General features: G+C 64.3%; 19 protein-coding genes. 7 read left to right on the top strand and 12 right to left on the bottom strand.

The annotated features are described in order from the left end of the window. The first annotated feature begins 105 nt into the window (after positions 1 to 105). Positions 106 to 588 carry a DUF2778 domain-containing protein gene (locus HWY05_RS02220; RefSeq protein ID WP_176057253.1) on the top strand — a complete coding sequence of 161 codons (483 nt, stop codon included), beginning with the start codon at positions 106 to 108 and terminating at the stop codon, positions 586 to 588. Between the two features lie 14 nt (positions 589 to 602). Next, positions 603 to 884 (top strand): hypothetical protein, encoded by a 282-nt coding sequence (locus HWY05_RS02215; protein ID WP_035557856.1) that lies wholly within the window; start codon positions 603 to 605, stop codon positions 882 to 884. A 7-nt stretch (positions 885 to 891) separates the two neighbouring features. Here the strand turns inward: HWY05_RS02215 and HWY05_RS02210 are convergent, their stop codons facing one another. From HWY05_RS02210 to HWY05_RS02160, 11 genes are all read right to left on the bottom strand, one after another. Further along, the gene (locus HWY05_RS02210; RefSeq protein ID WP_035557852.1) at positions 892 to 1,461 is read right to left on the bottom strand and encodes an FUSC family protein; all 570 of its coding nucleotides are present in this window, start codon (positions 1,459 to 1,461) and stop codon (positions 892 to 894) included. A gap of 14 nt (positions 1,462 to 1,475) precedes the next feature. Further along, on the bottom strand, positions 1,476 to 2,846 hold the full coding sequence (pelG, locus tag HWY05_RS02205) for an exopolysaccharide Pel transporter PelG (protein ID WP_176057252.1): 1,371 nt from the start codon (positions 2,844 to 2,846) through the stop codon (positions 1,476 to 1,478). A gap of 69 nt (positions 2,847 to 2,915) precedes the next feature. After that, positions 2,916 to 4,538 (bottom strand): GT4 family glycosyltransferase PelF, encoded by a 1,623-nt coding sequence (gene pelF, locus HWY05_RS02200; protein ID WP_244146464.1) that lies wholly within the window; start codon positions 4,536 to 4,538, stop codon positions 2,916 to 2,918. After that, a complete protein-coding gene (locus tag HWY05_RS02195) occupies positions 4,535 to 5,914 on the bottom strand; it encodes a sugar ABC transporter permease (protein ID WP_244146463.1) in 1,380 nt (459 codons plus the stop codon). Before HWY05_RS02195 ends, pelF begins: the two co-directional genes overlap by 4 nt. Next, on the bottom strand, positions 5,901 to 7,379 hold the full coding sequence (locus tag HWY05_RS02190; protein WP_035557848.1) for a PelD GGDEF domain-containing protein: 1,479 nt from the start codon (positions 7,377 to 7,379) through the stop codon (positions 5,901 to 5,903). The genes HWY05_RS02195 and HWY05_RS02190 overlap by 14 nt, the downstream gene beginning before the upstream one ends. A 122-nt stretch (positions 7,380 to 7,501) precedes the next feature. Beyond that, positions 7,502 to 8,017, bottom strand: a complete 516-nt coding sequence (locus tag HWY05_RS02185; RefSeq protein WP_244146523.1) for a penicillin-binding protein activator LpoB — start codon at positions 8,015 to 8,017, stop codon at positions 7,502 to 7,504. Between the two features lie 110 nt (positions 8,018 to 8,127). Then, complete coding sequence (locus tag HWY05_RS02180; protein WP_176057250.1) at positions 8,128 to 12,036, bottom strand: tetratricopeptide repeat protein; 3,909 nt, start codon at positions 12,034 to 12,036, stop codon at positions 8,128 to 8,130. Next, the gene (locus HWY05_RS02175) at positions 12,011 to 14,929 is read right to left on the bottom strand and encodes a bifunctional glycoside hydrolase 114/ polysaccharide deacetylase family protein (RefSeq protein WP_176057249.1); all 2,919 of its coding nucleotides are present in this window, start codon (positions 14,927 to 14,929) and stop codon (positions 12,011 to 12,013) included. Before HWY05_RS02175 ends, HWY05_RS02180 begins: the two co-directional genes overlap by 26 nt. A 395-nt stretch (positions 14,930 to 15,324) precedes the next feature. After that, on the bottom strand, positions 15,325 to 16,644 hold the full coding sequence (locus HWY05_RS02170) for a cation:proton antiporter (protein ID WP_176057248.1): 1,320 nt from the start codon (positions 16,642 to 16,644) through the stop codon (positions 15,325 to 15,327). A 98-nt stretch (positions 16,645 to 16,742) separates the two neighbouring features. Then, positions 16,743 to 17,270: a PRC-barrel domain-containing protein gene (locus HWY05_RS02165; RefSeq protein ID WP_051980848.1), complete on the bottom strand. Its 528-nt coding sequence runs from the start codon at positions 17,268 to 17,270 to the stop codon at positions 16,743 to 16,745. Next, positions 17,237 to 18,547: a DNA topoisomerase IB gene (locus tag HWY05_RS02160; protein WP_176057768.1), complete on the bottom strand. Its 1,311-nt coding sequence runs from the start codon at positions 18,545 to 18,547 to the stop codon at positions 17,237 to 17,239. Before HWY05_RS02160 ends, HWY05_RS02165 begins: the two co-directional genes overlap by 34 nt. A gap of 172 nt (positions 18,548 to 18,719) precedes the next feature. On the opposite strand from HWY05_RS02160, the gene HWY05_RS02155 reads away from it, so the two are divergent. From HWY05_RS02155 to HWY05_RS02135, 5 genes are all read left to right on the top strand, one after another. Then, a complete protein-coding gene (locus tag HWY05_RS02155; RefSeq protein ID WP_176057247.1) occupies positions 18,720 to 19,070 on the top strand; it encodes a chemotaxis protein in 351 nt (116 codons plus the stop codon). A 121-nt stretch (positions 19,071 to 19,191) separates the two neighbouring features. Then, complete coding sequence (locus tag HWY05_RS02150) at positions 19,192 to 19,743, top strand: type 1 glutamine amidotransferase domain-containing protein (protein WP_035557837.1); 552 nt, start codon at positions 19,192 to 19,194, stop codon at positions 19,741 to 19,743. Between the two features lie 96 nt (positions 19,744 to 19,839). After that, entirely contained in the window at positions 19,840 to 20,403 is a 564-nt protein-coding gene (locus tag HWY05_RS02145; RefSeq protein ID WP_035557834.1) for a DUF4142 domain-containing protein, read from the top strand. Continuing rightward, positions 20,400 to 20,747, top strand: coding sequence for a DUF1488 domain-containing protein (locus tag HWY05_RS02140; RefSeq protein WP_176057246.1), 348 nt, complete (start codon positions 20,400 to 20,402; stop codon positions 20,745 to 20,747). Before HWY05_RS02145 ends, HWY05_RS02140 begins: the two co-directional genes overlap by 4 nt. Positions 20,748 to 20,865: 118 nt before the next feature. Continuing rightward, entirely contained in the window at positions 20,866 to 21,447 is a 582-nt protein-coding gene (locus HWY05_RS02135; protein ID WP_176057245.1) for a hypothetical protein, read from the top strand. Positions 21,448 to 21,566: 119 nt separating this feature from the next. Here the strand turns inward: HWY05_RS02135 and HWY05_RS02130 are convergent, their stop codons facing one another. Then, positions 21,567 to 21,809: a hypothetical protein gene (locus HWY05_RS02130; RefSeq protein WP_176057244.1), complete on the bottom strand. Its 243-nt coding sequence runs from the start codon at positions 21,807 to 21,809 to the stop codon at positions 21,567 to 21,569. Positions 21,810 to 21,992: the final 183 nt, after the last annotated feature.

The raw sequence follows: 21,992 nt of genomic DNA, 5'->3' as shown, positions 1-21,992 counted from the left end.
TACGGCGTGACGCGAGAGAGTGAAATCACGGAGTGGCTTCAATGATTTATGAGAGAGCCACGTTGATAGTATGGCCGTCCCCGAACGGACATAAAGAATGGTCATATGCCAGTCGCATGCACTTTCATTCTCAACAAGCAGAAAACTTCGATTCTCACATGTCCAGGAACCGCACCTGTTACGGCCTTTTCTGGAACTGATCGAGGGCGGGACAATCCGGACGACACGGCTATTCCGAATCTCGGACCGCTACCTAAAGGAGTTTATTATCTGGTCGACCGCCATTCGGGTGGGCGTATGGGAATGATGCGTGACTTGTGGAGCACATACGGCTTTGGCTCCACCGACAGGCAGTACTGGTTCATGTTGTGGAATCCCGTGTCGGGCGATACCACGAACATTAACGGAATCGCCAGGGGAAATTTCCGGTTGCATCCAATGGGGCCGCTCCGACTGAGCCAAGGATGCATTACCGTCGTCAATTCGGGTGCATTTGATGCACCTCAAAAATTCATTCGATCCAGGGGGCTCACGATGCCGGTTCCAGGCACTACGATGAAGGCATACGGAACGGTTGAAGTGAAGTGAATAGACAGCTTGCAATGAAAATATTAGCCGTCGTGGTCTTTGTGGTTGTTTCCGTTATAGGAGGATGGTATCTCGCGTGCCTCTTCAGTCTCCTGCCGTTCAACATGCCGGATTTCGTCGACGGCTTCATCCGCTTCGTGCTCTCGGTGACGGGAAACAATGACCTGGCGAACGCCGACGACATGGAAATGCTCGCCTTACTTCTTTACTGGATCGTTTCCACGCTGTTAGTCGGAGGCCTGATCTTCGCCGGCTACCGCACGCTATGGCGCTACCAACGAACGGCTCATCGCTGACCGTCCCTCACGTATTCCGCGGCTTCCCAAACCACCGCTGTTCGACCTTCGACATCAACCACGCCATCAACAACGCGCACACCGTGCCCAGGGTCACCTCACCCAACCGCAGCAACGCCTTATCCCACGGCGGCCCCATCCCCGGCACCAGCAGCATGATCGTCGCGGTAATCCCACCCAGCCGCGCCGCGCTACCCACATTCAGAATCCAGCACACGACAATCGCGACGCCCACCGTCGCCGCATAAGCCGCGAAATACCCGCCGCCAAGCAGCGCGCCCGCCAGCCCGCACACGCCGCCCACCATTGCGCCAATAAACTGATCGCGCGACAGATTGCGCGTGTCGATATAGCTATGCTGGCTGACCGCGATCGCGGTGATCGCGGCCCAGAAGGCCTGCTCGGTATGCAGCAGGCGGCCGATCTCGAACGCGAGACTCGCGCCGGCCACCGCCTGCACCGCCATGAAACCGCCTTCGATCAGCCGCTCGCCAAGCGGCAACGCCTTCAGAAAGGCAAACAGCGAGTTGGCTGCACTCGCTCGCGCGTTACGTGTCGATTCGTTGGGTAAGGTCATCGAAAGAGGAGGCCTTATTGCAGCATGAAGGTTTCGTATTCTAGCGATTCCAATTTACGATCGAGCAGGTAAAGACTCGCCAGCACGACCACCAGCAGCGCACCCGCGAAACCATAGCCGTAGAAAGCGGGATTGAGCGAGAGCGTCAACGCCGTGAAAATCACGTTCAACACGACGAACCCCGCCACCAGACACAGCACGATCTTGCGTTTGTCGAGATAGAAGAACACGTTGATCGTGCCCATGAACACGACCTGCATGCTGGCGGCGATCACGTCGATATAAAGCAGCGGCAGATAAAGCGTCGAAATTTTCAGCCACGACAGCAGCACGGTGCCGGCGGCGAACAGCATCATCGCGGCGATGGTCTGCACCTTGATGATCTCCCAGATGCCGTTGCGCAGCGCTTCCACCATCGCGTTGCGCATGCGCTCGATATGCTGCAGCGACGCGCCTTCGCGCACCGCGTCGTAGAAGGCGTCGTAGTACTCCACGAAGTCGGTTTCGATCCGCATCAGAAACACCGCCATGCCCGGAATGATCGCGAGATACGCGAGAAACACGGGAATGTCGTAGATGAGCGACGCCCGCAGCGGCCCGATCACCGGCTGGCCCGTGCCGGGCGAGTACCAGAACATGAACTTGTCGACCCAGATCGCGAGGTTGTACAGCAGACCGGTGAGCATCAACGACGGATAACGGTACTGCTTCCAGAACACTTCGAACGAGATGAAATGATCGCTGCGGTAATCGCGGTAGATCAGCGCGAGCAGGCCGACCAGCAAGATAGTCTGGCCGGTCACGAAGCCCGATAGCAGCCCGGTCAGGCCGAAGCGGTTGAGCGCGAGCGCCGCGCCGGTGGTGAAGGTATAGCCGATAAAGAACACCACGATGATCGACACATACTGCTTCATGCCCGACAGAAAAATCGTCGCGATCCAGATGTTGCACATCACGACGAAGCCGGCCAGCATGAGCAGCCGGTACGCGACGGTCTGCTGCGGAAACAGCAGCACGATCGCCAGCGTGCCGAGCACCGCGGACGCCGCCGTCACGACGAACGCCACCGCGTGATAGTTCGGCAGCACCAGGTCGTCGCGCTTTTCGAACAGACGGTCGGAGGTAAAGCGCGTGTAGGCAAGTTGCAACGGGCCGGTGAGAATCAGCGACAACGAGATCAGATACGTCACCGAGACCTGAAACTGTGTGATGAGCCCGGTGGGCAAGACGAACGGCAGGCTCAGCACACCGATCAGCAGAATGCCGACGATCGACAGCACCCACGGCCCCGCGCCGATCAGCCCGGCGTACGTATAAGCCTGCATCAGCCCCAGCAGCGTATCGCGGCGGAGCATCTTGCGCAGTTCGAACCCGATTCCGGCCATGGCGATCCGTCCCGTTTGCGTTGAGTGGGGAGTGGCTCAGTGCGGCATCCGCGTCGTCTGAGCGCCGCTTCAGGACGACAGCGCCTGCTGCGGCGTCGGCTCCAGATTCGCTAGCGCGGTAAGCCGCGCGTACAACTCGCGATACGAGCCCACCATCTGGTCCTGCGTATAAAACCGCTCGACCCGTGCAATGCCCGCTTTTTGCGCCGCGTGCCAGTTGCGTTCGTCGAGCAGGTCGAGCGCCGCTTCGGCGAGCGCGCGCGGATCGGCGATCTGCACCACGCGGCCCGCCGCACCGAGCGCCGCGTCCTCGCCGTCGAGTCCATAAATCAACTGGCGACACGAGCCGACATCGGTCGTCACCGAGGGCACGCCCGCCGCAAACCCTTCGAGCACCACGAGCGGCAGCGCTTCGGAAATCGAACTCAGCACGAGCACGCCGCATTTGGGTAGCAACTCGTCGATCTTCTGGAAGCCGAGAAACTTCACCTTGTCCTGCAAGCCGAGACTCTCGACCAACGCGCGGCATTCGTTCGCGTACGACTCGTCCTCGTCTTCGGGTCCGGCGATCCAGGCTTCGGCCTCCGGCATCTGGCGCACCACGGTCAGCATCGCGCGAATGAAGGTCTTGATGTCCTTGATCGGTACCACGCGGCCGATCAGGCACAGCGTCTTTGGTATCTGCGCGCCGCGTTGCGCGCGCAGCGGCGCGAGCCGCGGCAGATTCACGCCGTTCGGAATATTGGCGGTCTTGTACTCGGGTGCGCCGTCAACGATCTGACGTCGACGGTTACCCTCGTACAGCGCGATGATGTCCTCGGCGGCGTCGTAGCAAACGTGGCCCAGCGTTTCGAAGAAACGCACCCACAGATCGCGAAAATAGCCGATCTGCGACACGTCGCGTTCGAAAATGCTGCGGTTGTCGCGAATCCATTGGCTCTGGAACAGATCGATCTTGCGTTCCTTCGTGTAGATGCCGTGTTCGGACACCAGCAGCGGACGGCCATGCCGGTAGCGCAGCAAAGCGCCCAGAAAACCCGCGTAGCCGGTCGAGACGGTATGGAACATCTTCGCCTTTGGCAGTCCCTCGGCAATGCGGGCCAACTGCCACAGCGGCTTGTGCATGATGCGTACGGTCCAGAAATAATCGACGAACGACGGGTCGGTGCAGAACTGCCGGTATTGATCGGTCAGGTAGGTCCACGATTCCTTCGAATACAGAAACGCTTCTTCGCCGAGCGCGCCGCCGGGACGCAGATCGTCGAGCATGTCCCTGAGCATCCGGCCGGCCGCCTGGCGCATGGCAGGGTTGCGCAGTTTCTCGTGCATCTGGCCGGCCTGCATGAAGGCGGCAGGGTCGCCGGGCTGGTGACGGATCATCGGCGGCGGCGCGAAGTCGTACAGATAGTGATTCTCCAGATGCACGACGTTATCGGGCAACGCATACGACATCTTCGGATAGTCCTGTGGACGGCTGCCGAGAAAGCACAGCGCGAACGTGTACTCCGGGAACGCGCGGATGATCTGATTGACCCAACTGGAGACGCCGCCGCTCACATAGGGGAACGTGCCTTCGAGCAGCAGCGCGATATCGGCTGAGGCCGCGCGCGGGAGTTTGGCCGCGGCGTGCGGAGCGTGCGGGGTTTGCGCAGCATGTGCGACGGTAGCGGTGGCGGCTTTGGGAGTGTTCATGTTGGGCGTCTCGGCGGTGCGTCCGGCGCGGACAGGGGGTCGGGCATGGCACGGCGCATGGCGCCGCGAGCCGATGAGTCGGAAGCGTTAGACAAGCTGGATGCGTCGGGTGCGTTGGAGTCGGCGTCGGCGTCGGCCGCGCGCGGGCCACGCGAATCGCGCGGGTCGGCAGCGTTAGTCGCTGTACTCGCTGCACCCGCTTCACGCTCTTGCCAGAACGCCAGCACCGCGTGCAGCGTCGAGCCGCCCGCGTGGCTGTCCATCTCGCGCAGCAAACGGCGCACGCGCGAGAAATCGCGCCGCAAATAGGCGGCTTCGGCGAGATACGGCAGCATCCGTTCGCGCGGAAAACCGCAGTCGATAGCGCGTTGCAGCATCGTGTCGGCGTTGTCGAGTTCGCGCCGGTCGAGCGCGAGGCGGCCGCGCAGACGCCAGAGCGAGGCGTCGTCGGGATCGGCGTCGAGCGCCGCGATGGCGAAACCGTCGGCCTGATCGGCGGCGTTGCGATAGACGTCGCCAGTCACCAGATGCTCGTAGATCAGCTCGCTGTACAGCTCGGCGAGGGTCTTGTTGGCGCGTCGCCGGTCGGTGTCGTTCAGCTCCGGATGCAGCTTGCGGTCTAGCTTGGGGCGTTCCACCAGAATCCGCTGCGTGAGGGCTTTCTCGCGATTGTCGAGAATCCCGTACGCCAGCAGGCGGATGTCGTCGAGCGGGTCGGCCAGCATGCCTTGCAGCAACGGAGAAACGGTGCGCGCGGGCATCGATTGCATGGCCAGCAGGGCGGTCATGCGAAACGCGGTGCCGGCATCGGCGTTCTGCAATTCCGCCTTCAGACGCGCGCCACGGCCGTACGACACGTTGCCGATCAGATTGGCGGCGAATTCGGGCTCGTCGATCTGCGTGACCGGCAAGCGTTCAGGCGGACGCGGCAGGATTCGCGCGATGGCCAGCGCACCGAGCGTGCAGGCCACGCCGCCGATCGGCAGCGCGAAGTTCAGGAACCACAGCGCGGCGAGTACGCCTGTGCGCGGCGCGCGGTAACGCGGCGGCAGCGCGCGGGCGATGCCGAGCGAGATCAGCAGGGCGGCCAGCGCCTGCATCAGCAGGCAGAGCAGCAGCGTGTGCGTGTTCAGACGCGCGGCGTCGCTGGCCGGTGCGTCGTCGGGGAGGCCGCCGAGCCATTGCGCGGAGGTGTCCGGCGCGCCGTGGGTGGCGATCAGGAAAACCGCCAGTTGCAACGCGACGCCCGTGAGTCCGGCGAGCAAAGCCAGCGCCGCGGACAACACGCCGGAACGTGAAGCCGAAGCGGAGCCACGGGGCGACACGTAGGCCGACTCGGAGGCTGCCCGCACCGAATCCGCGTCAGGCTCGTGCATCGCAACGCTCCAGCAAACGCCGCAATTCATTCACCGGATCCGCGTCGGCGATCAGCATCGCGTGCACGGCAATCCGGGCCGATTCGAAATCGACGCCGTATTGCGCGCGCAGATTGTCTTCGATCCGCAGCAGATAACCATCGATCGAGCCTTCGCCCGACAGTGGCATCAGCGTCAGAATCGCGCGCAGCGGCCCGTTGTTGCGCGCCCATTGCACGTCCAGCGCGCGCCGCGTGCGCAGCACGTGGTCGTACCAGGTGGTGCTGGCCGTGCGCTCGTCGAACACCAGCGCGACCAGCGACGAGCGCACCCGCGTATCGCGATACAGATGCACGAGCCGCGCGTAATCGAGCGCGAAATCGTAGGGACAATCGGGAAACACCTGCAGCAGGTCGCGCGTGACGTCGGCATGCTGCACGCCGTCCGCGTAGTAGTTGCACAGCACCAGCAGGAATTGCAGGTTGTCGCGCGTCAACGCGAGAAACGGCATGCGCTCGATCACCAGCAGGCCGACCGGTTGCTTCAGCGCGTCGATCAACGGCACGCACGCGATATAGCGGCTTTGCGCGGCCTTTTGCTGGGTCGCCGACTCGATATGCACGAGCGTGCGGACTTCGAGTGCTTCGCGCACCAGCGGATCGTCCGCGTCGAGCTCGAAGGTGGTGCCGATCCACGCGGCGGCTTCGTGATGCGGATGGCCGTCGCGCCACGCGTAAAGACGCGCGCCTTCCAGCTGGCAAGCCTGCGCCGCGGTATCGAGAAACTGTTGCGCGCCACGCAGATCCACCACGCCGCGTTGCGCGTTACCGGGCTCCTGGGTCAGCGTCACCGCGCGCATACGCGCCAGCGAATCGCGCAACGTGGCGGGACGGCCGAGCAGATCCTGTTCGAGGCGTTCATGCGAAAGCCGCAGCAGAAACTGATTGCGCGTGAGGATCGACAGCCGCTCGGCGAGGTAGTCGTTCGCCATGCGCGCCTGGCCGAGCCGCGTGATCCACACGTCGCCGAATTGTCCGCACAGCAGCGTGAACGCAAAGCCGCCGAAGAAGAAGCCGACCGGAAACGGCTGCGGTTCCATTTGCGGCTCGCCCAGCGCATGCGCGATCGAACCGAGCGACGACGGGTCCGCGCCCGGATACAGCACGTACCAGGCGCCGAGCAGAATCAGCCCGGAGAACGTCCCGGCAATCGACCCGTAGCGCAACGCCAGCACGATCGGCACGCTCCAGATCCACACGAAGCCGACGTGAATCAGCAACGGGTTGAGCGGCCGGAACAGCCAGCACAGGCCGATCGCGAGCAGTGTCGCGAGGACCGATTCGAGCGTGGTGACGGCGCGGCGACGCGCCGAGCCGCGCGGCGGCGCGACCAGCCGCGCCCACCACGAGCCCGCGCCGATGCTTTGCGCCTGGCGACGCTTGAAACGGGAGCGCGGCGCGAATTGATCCGGAGCACGCGTGTTCATGGCGAGGGCTTCCTGATTTCGGTTGAAAGACCGCTGGCGTGAGCGCCTGGCCCGCACGTTCCGCGTGAACGCTGCGAACGTTGAGATGGCACCGGACGTATCGGCATGATCCCGGCTCAGCGTCAGCGCGCCAGCGGGCTCAGCAACTCGCGCTCGAGCTTCTGCGCCACGCCCGACACCGCGTCGCGGCTCCAGCCAGTGCGGCTGCCGGTGCTGGTCCAGACGACCTTGCCGCTTTGCACGTCGAGTACTTCGAGCGTGATGCCGACGGCCGGCTCGCCATCCACGCCAACCTTGTAGCGCCACTCGTTGACCGCGCCGCTCAGCGCATAGTGCGCATTCTGCTGACGGGCCCAGTTCAGCGCGTTCTGCTGGGCGTCGGGCTTGGCCGGATCGAACAGCGTTTCGTCGTCGGCGCTAGTCGGATAGCGCGTCAGATTGGCGTAGCCATACGCGCTCAACAGGCTTTGCGCGATCGATGCGGCTCGCTGTCCGGCTTGCGGCGTCTCGGTGTTGTTGGCGATCGGCAGGATCACCCACGTATCGCTCTTCGAGAACGCCGGCGCGGCGCTCCGGTCGATCACCGAGCAACCGCCAAGGGCCGCGCCGACTGCGGCGCCGAGCACGATCGACAGCATCGCGGCGCGCACACGGGGCCGCTTCGTTTGAGCTTGTTTTGCTTGGTCCATCTTGCTCTCCAGTCAGACAGGCTTGATTCGCGAGGCAAGCCGCGGCTTGCCGACGTCTTCTAGTACAGCCACTGATACCGCGCGCCGATTTCCTTCACCGAGGTCGAGTGATTCGACGACGCCCCCTGATACAAGCCGTAGATCAGCACCTGATCGCCGCCGAACAGGCTGCCCACGAGGCCGGCCATCACCTGGCCCGACCAGCCCGCGCGCGAGTCGCGCAACGGACCGGCGGAGAACATCGGCCGCCAGCCTTTCGAGTAGTTCTCCGGCAGGTCGTCGCCGAAAGAAAACAGCAGGCCACCCTGCGTGAAGGTCTGCGGCATGAAGGCCTGCGCGTTGAACGGGGTGCCGGCCGGCAGCAGGTTCTGCAGCGCCGCGCCGGGTGTGCCGTTGGCGCTGTACTGGCCGTGCGAGAACACCGCGCGGATCGTGTAGTCGGGATAGTCGGCCTTGATCTTGTAGCCGGCGTTCAATTCGACCAGATGGCCGTCGCCGAGCGACGAACGGTCCTGGCCATGAAAGCGGTCGTACTCGTAACGGCCGCCGCCGAACCAGTGCGAATCGAGCCGGTAGTTGAAGCCGACCGACGCCATATCTTTCACGCCGGCCACGGTCAGTTGCGTGGTTTCCGTGGCGGACTGGTTGTAGCCGGCGGCATAGGTGAGCGTGAGTTTCGGGTTCACCGCGTAGGTGCCTTCCACGCGCGCGGTCACGAAATCCTTCAACGCTTCGCGGCGGCCGACGATCACGTGTTCTTCGTCGTATTGCCCCTTGTGCGAGTAGACGCCTTCGAGCAAGCGGTCGTGATTCGGTGCGTTGGGCAGCGACCCGGCGTCGGTGCTCTGGTCGCGTTGCCGGTAGCGCAATTGCAGCGCCTGCGACGGCGTCAACCGCACGCCGCCCGTGATCGATTCCTCGCTGAAGCGCAACGGCCCCTGGTCGCTGTAACGCACCGACGGCGCGACCGCCTGCGCGTTGCTGAGCAGCCGGTCGTGCAACTGGCCGTGCATCACGCTGTCGTTGGGCAGGCTCGTGAGCGACTCGAACGCGGTGGTTTGCGCATCGGCGTTGCGGCCGGTCAGCGTTTGCGCATCGACCTTGTTTTGCCGGGGAATCAGATCGGGCAGGGTGTCGAGCAGCCGCGACAGTTCGTTGACGTCGCCCTCGTTGATCGCCAGTTGCGCCTCGGCGTACACCGGCCGCGTGCTGCGTTGAATGTATTGCTTTTCCAGCCACGCGCGTTCCATGTCGGACGCGTCCTGCACCTGGGCCCATGAAATCGCCGCCTCGCGCGCGATAGCCGTATAAACGCGCCGCTCTTTGCGGATCGCGTCCTGTTGCGCGGGCGGCAGCAGGCCGATGTCGCCGAGTTCGGAGGTCTGCGCCGATTGCGCGTCGGTCTGACTCGCCTGATCCGCGCGCAGCATCTCGATCAGCACGGCGCGCGAGCGGTCGCCGTTGTCGAACAGCGTGGTCAGCGCGACATAGCGGCCGCGCAAATCGTCCTGCTCGGCGGCGGGCAGCGCGTTGGCCTGCGCCGGATCGCGACGGCGCCGCGCGAGTTCGAGCCACACGCTGCGGCGCAATTGCCAGGCTTCGTCGATGCGACTGTTCAGCTCCAGCGCGTCCGCATAGGTCAGCCGCCACAGCGGACTCTGCGCGGCCTGCGCCGACTGCTTGTGCAGATAGTGCAGCGCCGCGCGGCCGTCGCCGAGACGCATCGACGCCGCGGCGTAGGGCGCCCACAGTTGCGGGTCGTTTTCGGCGTCGCCGGCCTCGTTGCGCATGGCGTTGCGCAGTTCGGCGTCGGTGCCGCGGTCGGTCAGCATCCACAGATACGCGGCGCGCGCTTCGACGTTGTCGGGCGCGAGGCTCGCGGCGCGTTTGATGTCGCGCTCGGCGTCTTCCACCGAGCCGGTTTGCCGTTCGTATTCGGCGCGCGCCAGCAGGAAGGTGGCGGACTGTTCGGCGGCGCCGCGTTCCTCGGGCGAGAGGGATGCAAGCAATACGCGAATCCGGCCCCAGGCCCGCGCGCGCTGATAGTTATACAGCGCTTGCGAGAGCGCGCGCGGCGGCCCGCCATGGCGGTACGCGTATTCGGCGAGGCGGCCGGCGTCGAGCGGCGAATCGTTGTAGAAACCGGTCATGGCTTCGTAGTCGTCGGCGTCGGCCTTGCCGCCGGCAATCAGCGCGCGATAGCCCTGGTTCGCCTCATGCGGATGCTGGACCGTGTTGGCGAGCAGCGCGTAGAAGCGCCAGAAGTCGCCATCGGTATTCGGCGCGGCGGGCTTGGCTTCGTTCATCGCGGCAAGGGCGGCGTCGAACTGGGTGCGCGTGTAGAGCAGGGTGGCGATTTTCAGGCCATAGGCGCTGTTCGGGCCGAATTCACGTTCGAGGTCGCGCCAGGTGCGCAGCGCGAGATCGTCGTCGCCTTTGCGCTCGGCGATCAGCGCGTAACGCTCCATCACCGCGCGACGTTGCGCGCCGTGCATGCGCGCTTGCAGAAAGCGCAGTGCGCTGTCCGGGTCGGCGAGTTGTTCGTACGAGAACACCACGGCGTCGATCAGCTTCAGATTGTCCGGTTGCTGTTCCGACTGATGCAAGGTGACGGCCAGCACGGCGGCGTTGTCGTTCAGGCCGGGCGCGAGGCGCGCGACCTGCTGCCAGGCGTTGGCGTCGCCATTGGCCTGCGCCTGCGCGAGGTAGTTACGCAGCGCCACCTGCGGTTGATGATTCCATTCCGCGACCTGCGCGAGACGGCCGCGCCACAGGGTGGATTGTGGGTCTTTGTCGAGCGCGGCCTGAGCGATGCGCTGCGCGTTGGCGACGTCGCCATTGGCGAGGAACACGCGGTAGGCGAGTTCGTTGTCGGATTCGGCGGCGGTGGTGGGTACGGTTGCGGGGGTTGGCGCACCGGTTGCGGGCGCCGCACTGGCGGCGACTTTAAGGAAGCCGCTGTGGTGGTTGTTCGGCGCGTCAGCACGAACCACACGCGCGGGCCGATACCACGCGGCGCGTAACCAGACGCCCTGAGCATTGCGATAGTCAGCAGGCGCACGATCGGCAAGCGCTGCGGGCCGCACTGAGCGCATCTCGCGCGGTATCACCGCCGACATCTTGAGCAGCCGCTTCACATACTGCTCGGCCAGATCAGGCCGGCCAGCCGCGAGCGCCAGATTGGCGAGATAGCGCAACGTATCGGGATCGTCGGCGAGATCGCCGAGATGCGCGTTCGCCGCCTGAATCGCCGCGAGCGGATCGTTGCCTGCCTGCAGCGCCTTCACGCCCGCGATGAAACGCGCGCGCCGCTGGTCCCGATCGTCGGTATGCCGTTGCGCCTCGAACCACGCATTCGCCGCCGCCGTATAGCGGCCGTTGCCGAGTTCGGTTTGCGCGAGATCGACCAGCCAGCCGCTCGCATGCGCGGGATCGCGCTGGATCAACTGACGGTAATAACGCGCCGCAAGATCGCTGTCGTTCAATCCGCGCGCCTGACGCGCCAGCAACGCAAGCTGCTCATTGTCCCAGGTGTACGCGGCGGCCTCGTGCAGCAGCGCGTCGAGTTCGCGCAGTCGCGCCGCCCGCGCCGGATCGTCGGCCTTCAGCAGGTACAGCCGCTGCTGCGCGATCGACACGCGAATCGCCAGCGCGCCTTGCCGCGCGGCCGGATCGTGCGACTGCTGCAAGCGGTCGAGCACGCGCGACGCCTCCGCAATCCGCTGTCCCTTCAGATACTCGCGGGTGAGTTCGGACAGCACGTCGGGATTGTCGGGATCGATCCGCAGCCACGCTTCCAGATACGCGATCGTCAAGCCGTCCGCGTTGGCGCCGCGCAGCAGCCGTGCTTCCAGCTTGTCGCGCGGATAGGCGAGCACCAGCATCAGCGCGGTGAGCGCGCCGAGCACGAGGATGACGGCCGGCGAAAACAGCCGTTGCCGTTCAGGTGTCGCAGGCGACGTCGACATGCAATTGATGGGCGTCGTTGGAAAGAGGTCGGCGGCTCACGCGGCAGGCGCCCGCATTCGCGAGGCGCCATTGCGGCGCGATCCGCGAGCGCAGATCGAACGAGAAGCCGCCCGACGTGCGTTCGAAATGGTCGATGCGGCCGTTCGCGTCGGCGAGATACGGCACGCGCGGCGCGCTGGCCGCATCGATCACCGTGAAGCTCGCCTCACCGCCGGTGAGATGGACATAGGTGCCGCCCGGACCGGGCAGATAGCCGGCCACGCCGGTCGCGCTCGCCATGTCCGGCACCCGGCCGGGCGGCAGCCGCACGGTGCGCAGTTGACCGGCGTCGCGCACCACCCAGCGCGCGCCGTCGCGGGCAATGCTCATGTCGAGAAAATCCAGCACCTTGCGGGCGTAGTCGGAGGAGAACACCGGATTCACCGGTTGCCGCAACACGGTGTCGAAAATCTGCTGCAGCGCCTGCACGGACGCGAACTTGGTGCCGGAGAACATGTGGTAGTAAATGTCCATCGGCTTGAAGCGGATCGGCTGGTCGGTCATCGCGAAGGTTTCGAGCACGCGGGTGAAACCGTAATACGGTCCATGCCACAGATCGGTGTACAACTCCTCGTTCTGGTTCGGCGCGAACACCTGGAAGTAGCCGTCTTTCATCACGCCGAGCGGCGCGATCGCCGTCCAGCTCGGATAGCTTTTCGTGATCAGCGTGTCGCCGCCGTTCATGTTCAGCACACCGGCGTCATACGCGGCCTTCAGCACCGGCGCGGGCACCTGGCAGTCGCCGCTCCACAGCACCATGCGTACCGGCTTGGTGAGCGGCGTGATCTGTTTGTCGATATAGCTGATCGACCCGCCGATCTCGCGGTCGATGTTGAAGCGGTAGCCGGGAATGTCGATCGACAGGCCGGTGCTGTTGGTCTGGCTGCCGCCTTCGGTCGGCACGTCCTTGTCGTTGGAAATGCCGAGTCCGGTGACGCGCATCCATTGCAACGGATGCGTGTAAGTGTGGGTCGCGACTTCCACGTTAGGCAGTTCGAAGATGCGCCGGCCGAGCAGGCGCAAATGCGCGGCGAAGGCCTTATACGGCCCGTCGTCGCTGACTTCGCCTTCGATCAGCGAGACGGTGGTTGGCATGCCCGAGTCGCGCAACAGCCGGAATAGCACGTCGCCGGAATATTGCGGCGACGCGTCGGTGTTCGGCGTACCGTGGTCGCTGAATTCCGCGCGCGACGCGAAACCGTCGCCGTCGATATGCGACATCAGCAGACGGCGGCCGTTCTCCGTGGTGGTGTCGGGCACCGGCATGTCGGCGGGCAATCGCAACGCCGCTTGCAGAAAGGCGATGGGCTGCGTGACCCAGCGCGCCTGATTGACCGCGCCCAGATCGAACACGCCGAACGGTCGCATCGCGTAGCCGCCCCACGGCGTGAGCGCCGCGCCGTCGATCACGAAGTTGCCCGAGCGCAGCCGCAGCAGCGAGCGGCTATGCGGGCCGACGCGCACGGCGGTGTAATCGTGCGGGTCCGGGCGCGGCTTCATTTCGAAACCCATCAGCTTCGGATCGAACGATTCGACCTCGAGTTTGCCGTTCGACGGCTGGCCCGGCACGACCTGCAAGTCGAGCTTTTGCGCGAGCGCCGGATCGAGTTGTGCGCCGAACGACGTGAACACCGCGATCGGCAAGCCCGCATCGATTTGCGCCGACAGCCACGCGCGATAGTCGGTGGCGCGCGGCACGTCGTTGTTCATCCACAGCACGATACCGGCGTAGCGGTCGCGCAGATCGCCTTGCGGCAACGGCTCGCGCGCGTCGGCGTAATCGATCCGGTAGCCCAGATAGTTCAGCGGCATGGCCAGAAAACGCACACCCGGCGACACGTTCAGATCGGTGCGCGCCGGTGGGTCCTGGATCACGAGAATGCGACGCCGCAGCGGTTCGACCGCGCCCGCGCCCGCGGTGACAAGCCCGCCGTCGGTCACGTACGGCACGACGCCTTGCGCGCGGATTTGGCTGACGGCGTTCTGCGCGCAGACGCGATCGGAGGGCGCGCAATAGTCGATCGAAATCACCGGCAGATGGTATTGCTCGCGGATCGTCTTCGCCTCGCCCAGCAGCCAGTCTCGATCGGCTTGCGGGACTTCGGTATAGCGCTGCTGCGCCTGATTCCAGCCGCGATATAAAGACTCGAATGCGACCGCATAAGCGAGATCGTGAATTTGCGGCAGAATTTCGAAGCCGCGATTCAGGATCAGTTTCGCATTGGGATAGCGCTGTTTGATGGCGCGAATGACTGCCACCAATCCGGCCTGTTGAGCGGCGCGATCGGCATCCGTTTTGGCGACTAATTGCCATGAATCCAGCGTGTCGAGAAAAAAGCCGCGATAGCCTTTATCCCAGAGCGGCGCAATGACCTGTTCCACATACCAGGCGGGCCAGCCCGGCTGACTTTGATCGACCACGCGCGAGGCCCAGGCTTCGTTGTGGCCCGCGAGCCAGGCTTTAGGCAGCGCCGCGTAGTAGCTGCGCGAAGGGAGCACTTCGCCGACGCTCGCGTAAGCGAACCAGGTGGTGTGCGGCAGCGCGTGAGCCAGCGGGTTGAAACCGCTGTCGGGTTCGACTACGGCGGCATCGTAGGCGGACAGCAGCTCGACGGGCGGGTTCTTGCCGTAATACAGCGCGAACGAAGGCTGGCGCGGGGTTGCGGCTGGGACATTCGCGGAGGATAAGGTCTGGGACGCAAACGCGCCTGGCGCTATCGCGGTGCTGGTATCCGTCGCGGCGTTTGCGGCGCCGCCAAGCAGCCAGATTGAAACGGTAACCAGCGCGAATAATCCAAACCGCAACGCGAGCCGCACGACGTGCGACGCCGCGCGCTCAGGCCGCGCGGACATCGGCTCACGTGCTGCCGGCCGAAGCCAAACCCTGGGCGAGTAACGCGAGCCACATTGCGTCATTTATACGTGGCATTCGCCTGGAACGGCAAAATTGACCCGGTACTTTCGCATCGATGTCGTCGCGCTCTCAGCAATGAGTTAGCGGCTATCTTAGTTAACAATGCTTAAAGCGACTAGACTCGATTTTGGGTTTTTCGCTTTCGTCCAATGTCTATTGGCGGTAATTATTTTCAAAAAATGCATGACGCATCGGTATTCGAATTGAGCGCGAATGTTTCAGTCATTTGTTTGAAATGCCGTGTGTAATCGGCAGAGGCTTTACCGGCCGCTATGCATGCCGTTTGCATGGCGGCCGGTGCATGTTCGCTCTGGTGTCCAGCGTCCTGCGCTGATCAGGTTTCGCGGCTGCGCAAGCGGTGATACCAGTTCATCAACGGCGTAGCCGATACACCATGAATGACGACAGAGGCGGCAATCACCGCGAGCGTCAGCGGCACGAGTCGCGTGACGTCGGCGGGGGCGCCGTTTTCGAGCGCATACGCGAGGTAGTAAAACGAGCCGATGCCGCGAATGCCGAACCAGCTCATCAGCCGCCGTTGCGTGTGCGTCGCGCTCGAGCCGAGCAGGGACAGTTCGACGGCAGCCGGCCGTACGATCACGAACAGCGCGGCGCACAGCGCAACCGTCTGCCATGTGAAGAGTTGGCCCGGCAGGTTGGCGAGCACGTTGCCGACCATCGCCATGACGGCCACTTCGGCAATGCGTTCGAGTTCGATCGTGAAACCGAGCACAGACTCCGTCATATACGCGTGCGCTTTGTCGGGATGCGCGGCGGTGGCTTCGACGTCTTCGGAATCGACCGTGCCGATCGCTTGGCGTGGCGAGACGCCGCCGCTCGCGCGATGTTCGACGCGGCGCATCGCGACGCCCGCGGCGAACACGGCCAGGAACCCGTACGTATTCGCGAGTTGCGCGGCGCCGAACGACAACACGATCAGCCCGAGTGCGAAAAAGCCTTCCAGCCCTAGCGCCTGCGCGTGACGCGTGCGCAGCCAGGCGACCGCATGCGTGGTGACCCAACCGAGCCCGCCGCCGATCAGGATCGCGCCCGCCACGCCCCACACCATGCCGCCGACGAGGGCGAGGTTCAGCAAGCTGGCCGCGTGACCGGCCGGCGTGGCGCAGAGCGCGAGGCCGAGCGCCGCGAATGGCAGGGCAATGCCGTCGTTCAAACCGCCTTCGCCGGAGAGCGCGAAGCGCAAGAGGTCGTGATCGCCGGGATTGTGGACTTGCACGTCGTGCGCGAGCACGGGATCGGTCGGCGCGAGAATCGCGGCGAGCAGCAAGGCCGGCCCCCAGGTTAATTGCAGAACGTACACGCCGAATAGCGTCAGCAGCGGAATGGTCGCCAGCATCGCGACGAAGCCGAGCCGTAGCGGCACGGTCCAGAGTTTGTCGAATACGCCGAGCCGCAGGCGCAGACCGATGGCGAACAGCGAGACGAGCAGCGCGATTTCGGTAACCACGCGCAGCACATGCGCGTCGGCGACCATATCGAGGCGCAACAGATCGAAGCCGGGCGGCCCGAGCAGGTAGCCGATCAGCAGATAAAACATCGCGGCGCTGACGGGCAGCCGCCGCAGTGTCGTCGCCGCCACGCCCATGAAAACCAGCACGGCGCCGACGATAAGAAACCACAGTGTTTCGTGCATGAGCATCCGGTTAAGGTCGGCATGCGGGGAATGCATGCCGACCGGTTGAAGAGCAGCGTGAAGCCGGACGCGTTGCGCCAGAGTTTGCTGGCGCGGCCTTAGAGCTTCAACCCGCCCGCTTCCGGCGCGTCCGACGATCCCGCCGGGATATCGCCGACGCCCAGGTCGTCGCGTGTGTCGTATGCACCGCGGCCCCAATACGGTTCGCTGCCGTAGTACTGATGCACGGAGGTGGCCCAGGTCTGGTCCGCCATGGCCGGCCAATGATCCTTGTCGAATCCCGGCGCGTTCTTGACGCGCTCGGCGGTCATGTTCAGCATGAAGCACTTCTGCTCGGTATCGAGCGTCAGCGCGTGCCAGGGAATGGCCATCAGCTTGTCGCCGATACCGAGAAAACCGCCGCTCGACAGCACCGCGTACGCCACCCGGCCCGAGCCGACGTCAAGCATGATGTCCTTGATTTTGCCGATGTCTTCGCCGTCGCTGCTGAGCACCTTGTTGCCGTCGAGGGTGGCCGCGGCCATCACGTCCGGACCGGGACCTTCCGCGGTTGCGCTGCCTTTGCCGACGATGCGGGCGCCCTGGCCCTGGCTCATGCCGGCTTGCGTCTGTGACTGGTTGAGCATGATGTGACTCCTCTACAGGTTGGATGTACGCAAGCTGCAGCAACCGGCGTTCCCTGGCGTCTCGCCTTGCGCACCACACGCGATTTCTTCAGCAAACTCGTCAACGTATCGTCGACGCTCTCCGCTACCGCCGCCTCGCGCGTCTTGCGTCCCTTCGCGCCGGCCTGACGTGCCAAACTGGCCGCGCGTTTCTCCGCATGCGCGAGCAACGCGGCAAACGCGACTTCATCCACCCGCAAGCCCCGGCGCGTCTGACCCGGCGGTAGCGTTTGCAACTCATCGGCTTCAAACGCGCCGATCACCGCCGGATGAATGTAGCAACGCCGGCACACCGCAGGCGTATTGCGCAGTAACGCCGCCACGTCCTTGACGGTCGCCACCAGATGGTGGCGCGCTTCCGCCGCACTGCCGCAGATCAAGCGCCGCAACGCGGCCAGCGCATAGACACTGCCGGCCCACGTCCGATAATCCTTGGCGGTGAAATCCGCGCCGCTCGCACGGCGCAGGTAGTCGTTGATATCGGCCGAGCCGACCGTGTGGCGCGAGCCGTCGTCGTCGAGATACTGGAACAGGTCGTGCCCCGGCAGTTCCGCGCAGCGCCGCACGATCCGCTTGATGCGCGGATTGTTCACCGTGACGTCGTGCTCGATGCCGCTCTTGCCGCGAAACCTGAAACGTAATTGCCCGGCTTCGATTTTCATGTGCTTCTTGCGCAGCGTCGTCAAACCGTACGACTGGTTATCGCGCGCGTATTCAACACTGCCGATGCGGATCAGCGTCGTATCCAGCAACTGCACGATCGCGGCGATCACCTTGTCGCACGGCATGCCCGGCAGCTTCAGATCGCGCGCCACGCGGGCGCGGATCTTCGGCAGCGCGCGGCCGAACTCGGCCATGCGCTCGTATTTGTCGGCATCGCGTGTTTCGCGCCAGCGCGGGTGATAGCGGTATTGCTTGCGGCCTCGCGCGTCACGGCCGGTGGCCTGGATGTGGCCGCGCCTGTCGGGGCAGATCCACACGTCTTCATAAGCCGGTGGAATCGCGAGTGCGTTGATGCGTTTGATCTCGTCTTCGTCGTCGATGCGCTTGCCCGCCGCGTCGAAGTAGGTGAAGCCGTTCTTATCGCTATCGCGCTTGCGGGTGTAGCCGGGTTTGGTGTCGTCGGCGTGGCGCAGACCTGGCGGCATGGCCGGCGGCGCGGCTGGCGTTGCGCTTTGAGCTGCGCTGTCGCCGGGACGGTCCGCGCGGCGCGGGTTCGGAATGGACGTGTCGGTCATGGTCGCAGGTAGAAGTTTCAAGCATGGGGCGCCGATGGGGCACTACGTCGCCGATGCCTGCGCATCAAGCAAAGGCAGTGCCCGGCGCATGCTGCAGCGCACTGCGCAAACACGGGCGGAACGGTCCTTGCGCCAGCTCTACTACCGACCTCAACACACGAAGGAGCAAGCCATGAGCAGCACGCTAAACCCCGATGAAGAGCCGCAACAGGTGGTCAAACAGACGGCGGGCACGACCGGCGCGCTCGGCCCGAGCGATTCGTCCGACAGCGGCAGCGACATTGCCGGCGCGAAACGCCATGCGTTCGACGTCGATTCGGAACTGGACAACCACGCGCTCGAAACCGGCGACAGCGAACTCGGTAGCGATACGGATCGCGCGGGCACGGGCGAGCGCGCCGCAGCCGACGGCGACTCGACGCTCACGCCGGACCGCGATATCGAACCGGACCGCGTGATCGACCCGATCGACCCGTTAGCCCGCGACGACGACGGTCTCGACGACGATCCCCACGGACTTTGATACGCGACGGTGGCATAGGTGTACCGGCATAGGCACACCTTTTGCTGCTATCCCCACAACGAAGGGACCTCGCCGCGTGACGCGCCCGGTCCCAGCACTCATCTAAAGATGGAGAGCACGAATGAGCAACACGCTGAATGGCTGCAAGATCGCGGTCCTCGCCATGGACGGTTTCGAGCAGGCGGAACTGATCGAGCCGAAACGCGCGCTCGCCGATGCGGGCGCCACCGTACACGTTATTTCGTCGAAGCCCGGCAAGATCCAGGGCTTCAAACATGTCGACAAGGGCGACACGGTCGACGTCGATATCACCTTCGACAAAGTCACCGCGTCCGACTACGACGCCGTGGTGCTGCCGGGCGGCGTGGTGAACGGCGACGCGATCCGTCTGCTGCCGCAGGCGCAGGCCTTCGTCAAAGCCGCCGACAGCGCGAAGAAGCCGATCGCGGTGATCTGCCACGGCACATGGCTGCCGGTGTCGGCCGGGATCATCAAGGGCCGCACGGTGACGAGCTGGCCGAGCTTGCAAGACGACATTCGCAATGCGGGCGGGACGTGGGTCGATCAGGAGGTCGTCGAGGACGGCAACCTGATTACGAGCCGCAAACCCGACGATCTGCCCGCATTCAACAAAACGCTGATTGCGCAACTATCCAGGCGCAAGGCGGCATAAGCGCGAGCGATGAACGCGGCGCGTCGGACCACAAACCCGGCGACGTCGCGTGGCAACGCAGTGCGTCGGTGAACCCGTCGACCAGGGAGAAAATGCATGAAACTCCGGTATTCCCTACAAGTGATGACGACCGCGCTGGGGCTGGGCGTGGCGTCGATCGGCGCGGTGTACGCGCAAGCCAGCGACGCCCCGGCCAGCGATGCGCCGGTTAGCGGCACGCAACTCTCGCCGGCCGACCAGCAGTTCGTGCAGGACGCGTCACAAGCCGACGCCACCGAAATCGCCGCCAGCAAGATCGCGCTGAAGAACGCCAGCGATCCGCACGTGAAGAAATTCGCGCAGCAGATGATCGTCGATCACACGAAACTCTCGCATGGCATGGCGGCGCTGGTCGCGAAGAAGGGCTTCACGACGACGCCGTCCGCGGATGCCGCACTGGTCGGCAAACTTCAAACGCTGAAGGGCAACGCGTTCGATCAGGCGTACGTCGAGCAGATCGGACTGGAAGCGCATCAGCGCGCGGTCGACCTGTTCCAGCAGGAAGCGCAGAGCGGCACCGACTCGCAACTGAAGGCCGCTGCCGCGCATGCGTTGCCGACCATCAAACATCATCTCGCGATGGCGCAGCAACTCGCCGGCGCCTTGAAGGGTTCGTCATGAACGCGATCCTGCCGCGTCCGGCCTATGAGGACTCCCTGATGCAGATCACTTTTTCCGACGACAAACCGGCCTTCGACGGCGCGAATCTGGTGGTGCGCTTCATGGCGCGCGTGGACGGCGAAGTCGTGTCGTGCGCGATCACCGCCGAAGCGCTGGAAGATCATTTCGGCGCCGAATCCGCGCTCGAATCCGCGTTGATGTCCGCGTTCGACAAAGGCCGCCATCGCATCCGTTCGGTCTGCGCGGAAGCGCTCGACCTGAATGCCGGCGAAGGCGTAGTGTTGCATAGCGGACTGTTCAGAGTGGAAGGCATGGAACCGGATCGCGGCGCCACGGCGGCGTAGCGTCAACGTGGTCGTGTGTCTGCTGTGTACCTGCTGTATGCCTGCTTGAACGTCTTGCAGCGCAGCAATGCATGATCGCGCAGTTCGCGAACGTCAATCAACGATGCAAGGAGGCCTTATGTCACTCATCGTCGCAGCACGTTTCACGACTTTTCCGACCGCGGAAGACGCGGCGCAGAAGCTCTTCAACGCAGGTTTCGTCGAAGAAGACGTCACGCTGTTTTTCGTCAATCCGCGCGGCCAGCACGCGCGTTATCCGATTGGCGGCGATACCGGCACCGACGCGAATGCGAAGGACGCGCCGAAGGGCGCCGGTCTCGGCGTCACGATCGGTGCGGTAGCGGGCGCGGTGGTGGGCGTCGGTATTTTTGCGGCGTTTTCGGCGCCGATTATCGTGTCGCTGATCGCGGCCGGTGTTGGCGCTTATATCGGCTCGCTCGCCGGCGCGATGATGCGTACGCGAGGCGGCGGGACGCCGGGTCATCGCTCGCCTTTTCACGAGGAAACCCGCGACTCGGGGGTGCTCGTCGCGGTTCATGTATCGCCGGACAATCAGTTCGACGCCGCGCGCGTGCTGCGTGAAGCGGGCGGCGCGGCGGTCGAGCGCGCGACCGGCCGCTGGCAGCAGGGACGCTGGGCGGACTTCGATCCGCTGAAGCAGCCGGAGCCGTTGAGCGAGTTCAAGGAAAGACACGCTTGATACAGCGCGTGTGAGGGGCGTCCTGATTCGTTCTGGACGCCTCGAATAGCAAACGGCCCGACGATGTCGGGCCGTTTTGCGTTGCTTGACTTGATTGACTTGCGGCTGAGACGCCCCCTTCACACCCAGATTCGCGGCGCGTCATGCGACGGCACCGGCGCACGATCCCCCTGACGATTGTCGCCGGTTGCTTCGCAACCGGCGGGCACCAAACCTTCGTGCATCGCGCCGCAAGTCGCCGACATGTTTTGCATGCTCGCTGGCGGCGTTTCGTGTTGCAGGAGATGTTCGCGAATCTGCATCACGGTCGCTGAGGTGACGATTGCAACCGCAACCAGACATTCCGCGCGCCTGATTTTCATGGTGACACTCCCTGTCGTTTTTGCCTGCCTGTTGTTCTGAATTCCTTCGCACGAGTGGCCGTATGTTGTGTTTGTCGGCGTCGTGCGGGCGCAGCATATAGAGCAACAGTCGTGCCATTCGTGAAAGCGCCGTGCAACAGGGCGCTCAGCGCATGCGTGACGAGTGCGGCGCGCAACATTTAC

This window comes from Paraburkholderia sp. BCC1876 (genome assembly GCF_902833695.1).
Lineage (GTDB): Bacteria > Pseudomonadota > Gammaproteobacteria > Burkholderiales > Burkholderiaceae > Paraburkholderia.
This window is presented reverse-complemented; position numbering and strand designations above follow the sequence as displayed.

Coding starts and splice junctions, on each gene's coding strand:
- HWY05_RS02220 (WP_176057253.1), top strand. CDS start 106: ATGCCAGTCGCATGCACTTTCATTCTCAACAAGCAGAAAACTTCGATT.
- HWY05_RS02215 (WP_035557856.1), top strand. CDS start 603: ATGAAAATATTAGCCGTCGTGGTCTTTGTGGTTGTTTCCGTTATAGGA.
- HWY05_RS02210 (WP_035557852.1), bottom strand. CDS start 1,461: ATGACCTTACCCAACGAATCGACACGTAACGCGCGAGCGAGTGCAGCC.
- pelG (WP_176057252.1), bottom strand. CDS start 2,846: ATGGCCGGAATCGGGTTCGAACTGCGCAAGATGCTCCGCCGCGATACG.
- pelF (WP_244146464.1), bottom strand. CDS start 4,538: ATGAACACTCCCAAAGCCGCCACCGCTACCGTCGCACATGCTGCGCAA.
- HWY05_RS02195 (WP_244146463.1), bottom strand. CDS start 5,914: ATGCACGAGCCTGACGCGGATTCGGTGCGGGCAGCCTCCGAGTCGGCC.
- HWY05_RS02190 (WP_035557848.1), bottom strand. CDS start 7,379: ATGAACACGCGTGCTCCGGATCAATTCGCGCCGCGCTCCCGTTTCAAG.
- HWY05_RS02185 (WP_244146523.1), bottom strand. CDS start 8,017: ATGCTGTCGATCGTGCTCGGCGCCGCAGTCGGCGCGGCCCTTGGCGGT.
- HWY05_RS02180 (WP_176057250.1), bottom strand. CDS start 12,036: ATGTCGACGTCGCCTGCGACACCTGAACGGCAACGGCTGTTTTCGCCG.
- HWY05_RS02175 (WP_176057249.1), bottom strand. CDS start 14,929: ATGTCCGCGCGGCCTGAGCGCGCGGCGTCGCACGTCGTGCGGCTCGCG.
- HWY05_RS02170 (WP_176057248.1), bottom strand. CDS start 16,644: ATGCACGAAACACTGTGGTTTCTTATCGTCGGCGCCGTGCTGGTTTTC.
- HWY05_RS02165 (WP_051980848.1), bottom strand. CDS start 17,270: ATGCTCAACCAGTCACAGACGCAAGCCGGCATGAGCCAGGGCCAGGGC.
- HWY05_RS02160 (WP_176057768.1), bottom strand. CDS start 18,547: ATGACCGACACGTCCATTCCGAACCCGCGCCGCGCGGACCGTCCCGGC.
- HWY05_RS02155 (WP_176057247.1), top strand. CDS start 18,720: ATGAGCAGCACGCTAAACCCCGATGAAGAGCCGCAACAGGTGGTCAAA.
- HWY05_RS02150 (WP_035557837.1), top strand. CDS start 19,192: ATGAGCAACACGCTGAATGGCTGCAAGATCGCGGTCCTCGCCATGGAC.
- HWY05_RS02145 (WP_035557834.1), top strand. CDS start 19,840: ATGAAACTCCGGTATTCCCTACAAGTGATGACGACCGCGCTGGGGCTG.
- HWY05_RS02140 (WP_176057246.1), top strand. CDS start 20,400: ATGAACGCGATCCTGCCGCGTCCGGCCTATGAGGACTCCCTGATGCAG.
- HWY05_RS02135 (WP_176057245.1), top strand. CDS start 20,866: ATGTCACTCATCGTCGCAGCACGTTTCACGACTTTTCCGACCGCGGAA.
- HWY05_RS02130 (WP_176057244.1), bottom strand. CDS start 21,809: ATGAAAATCAGGCGCGCGGAATGTCTGGTTGCGGTTGCAATCGTCACC.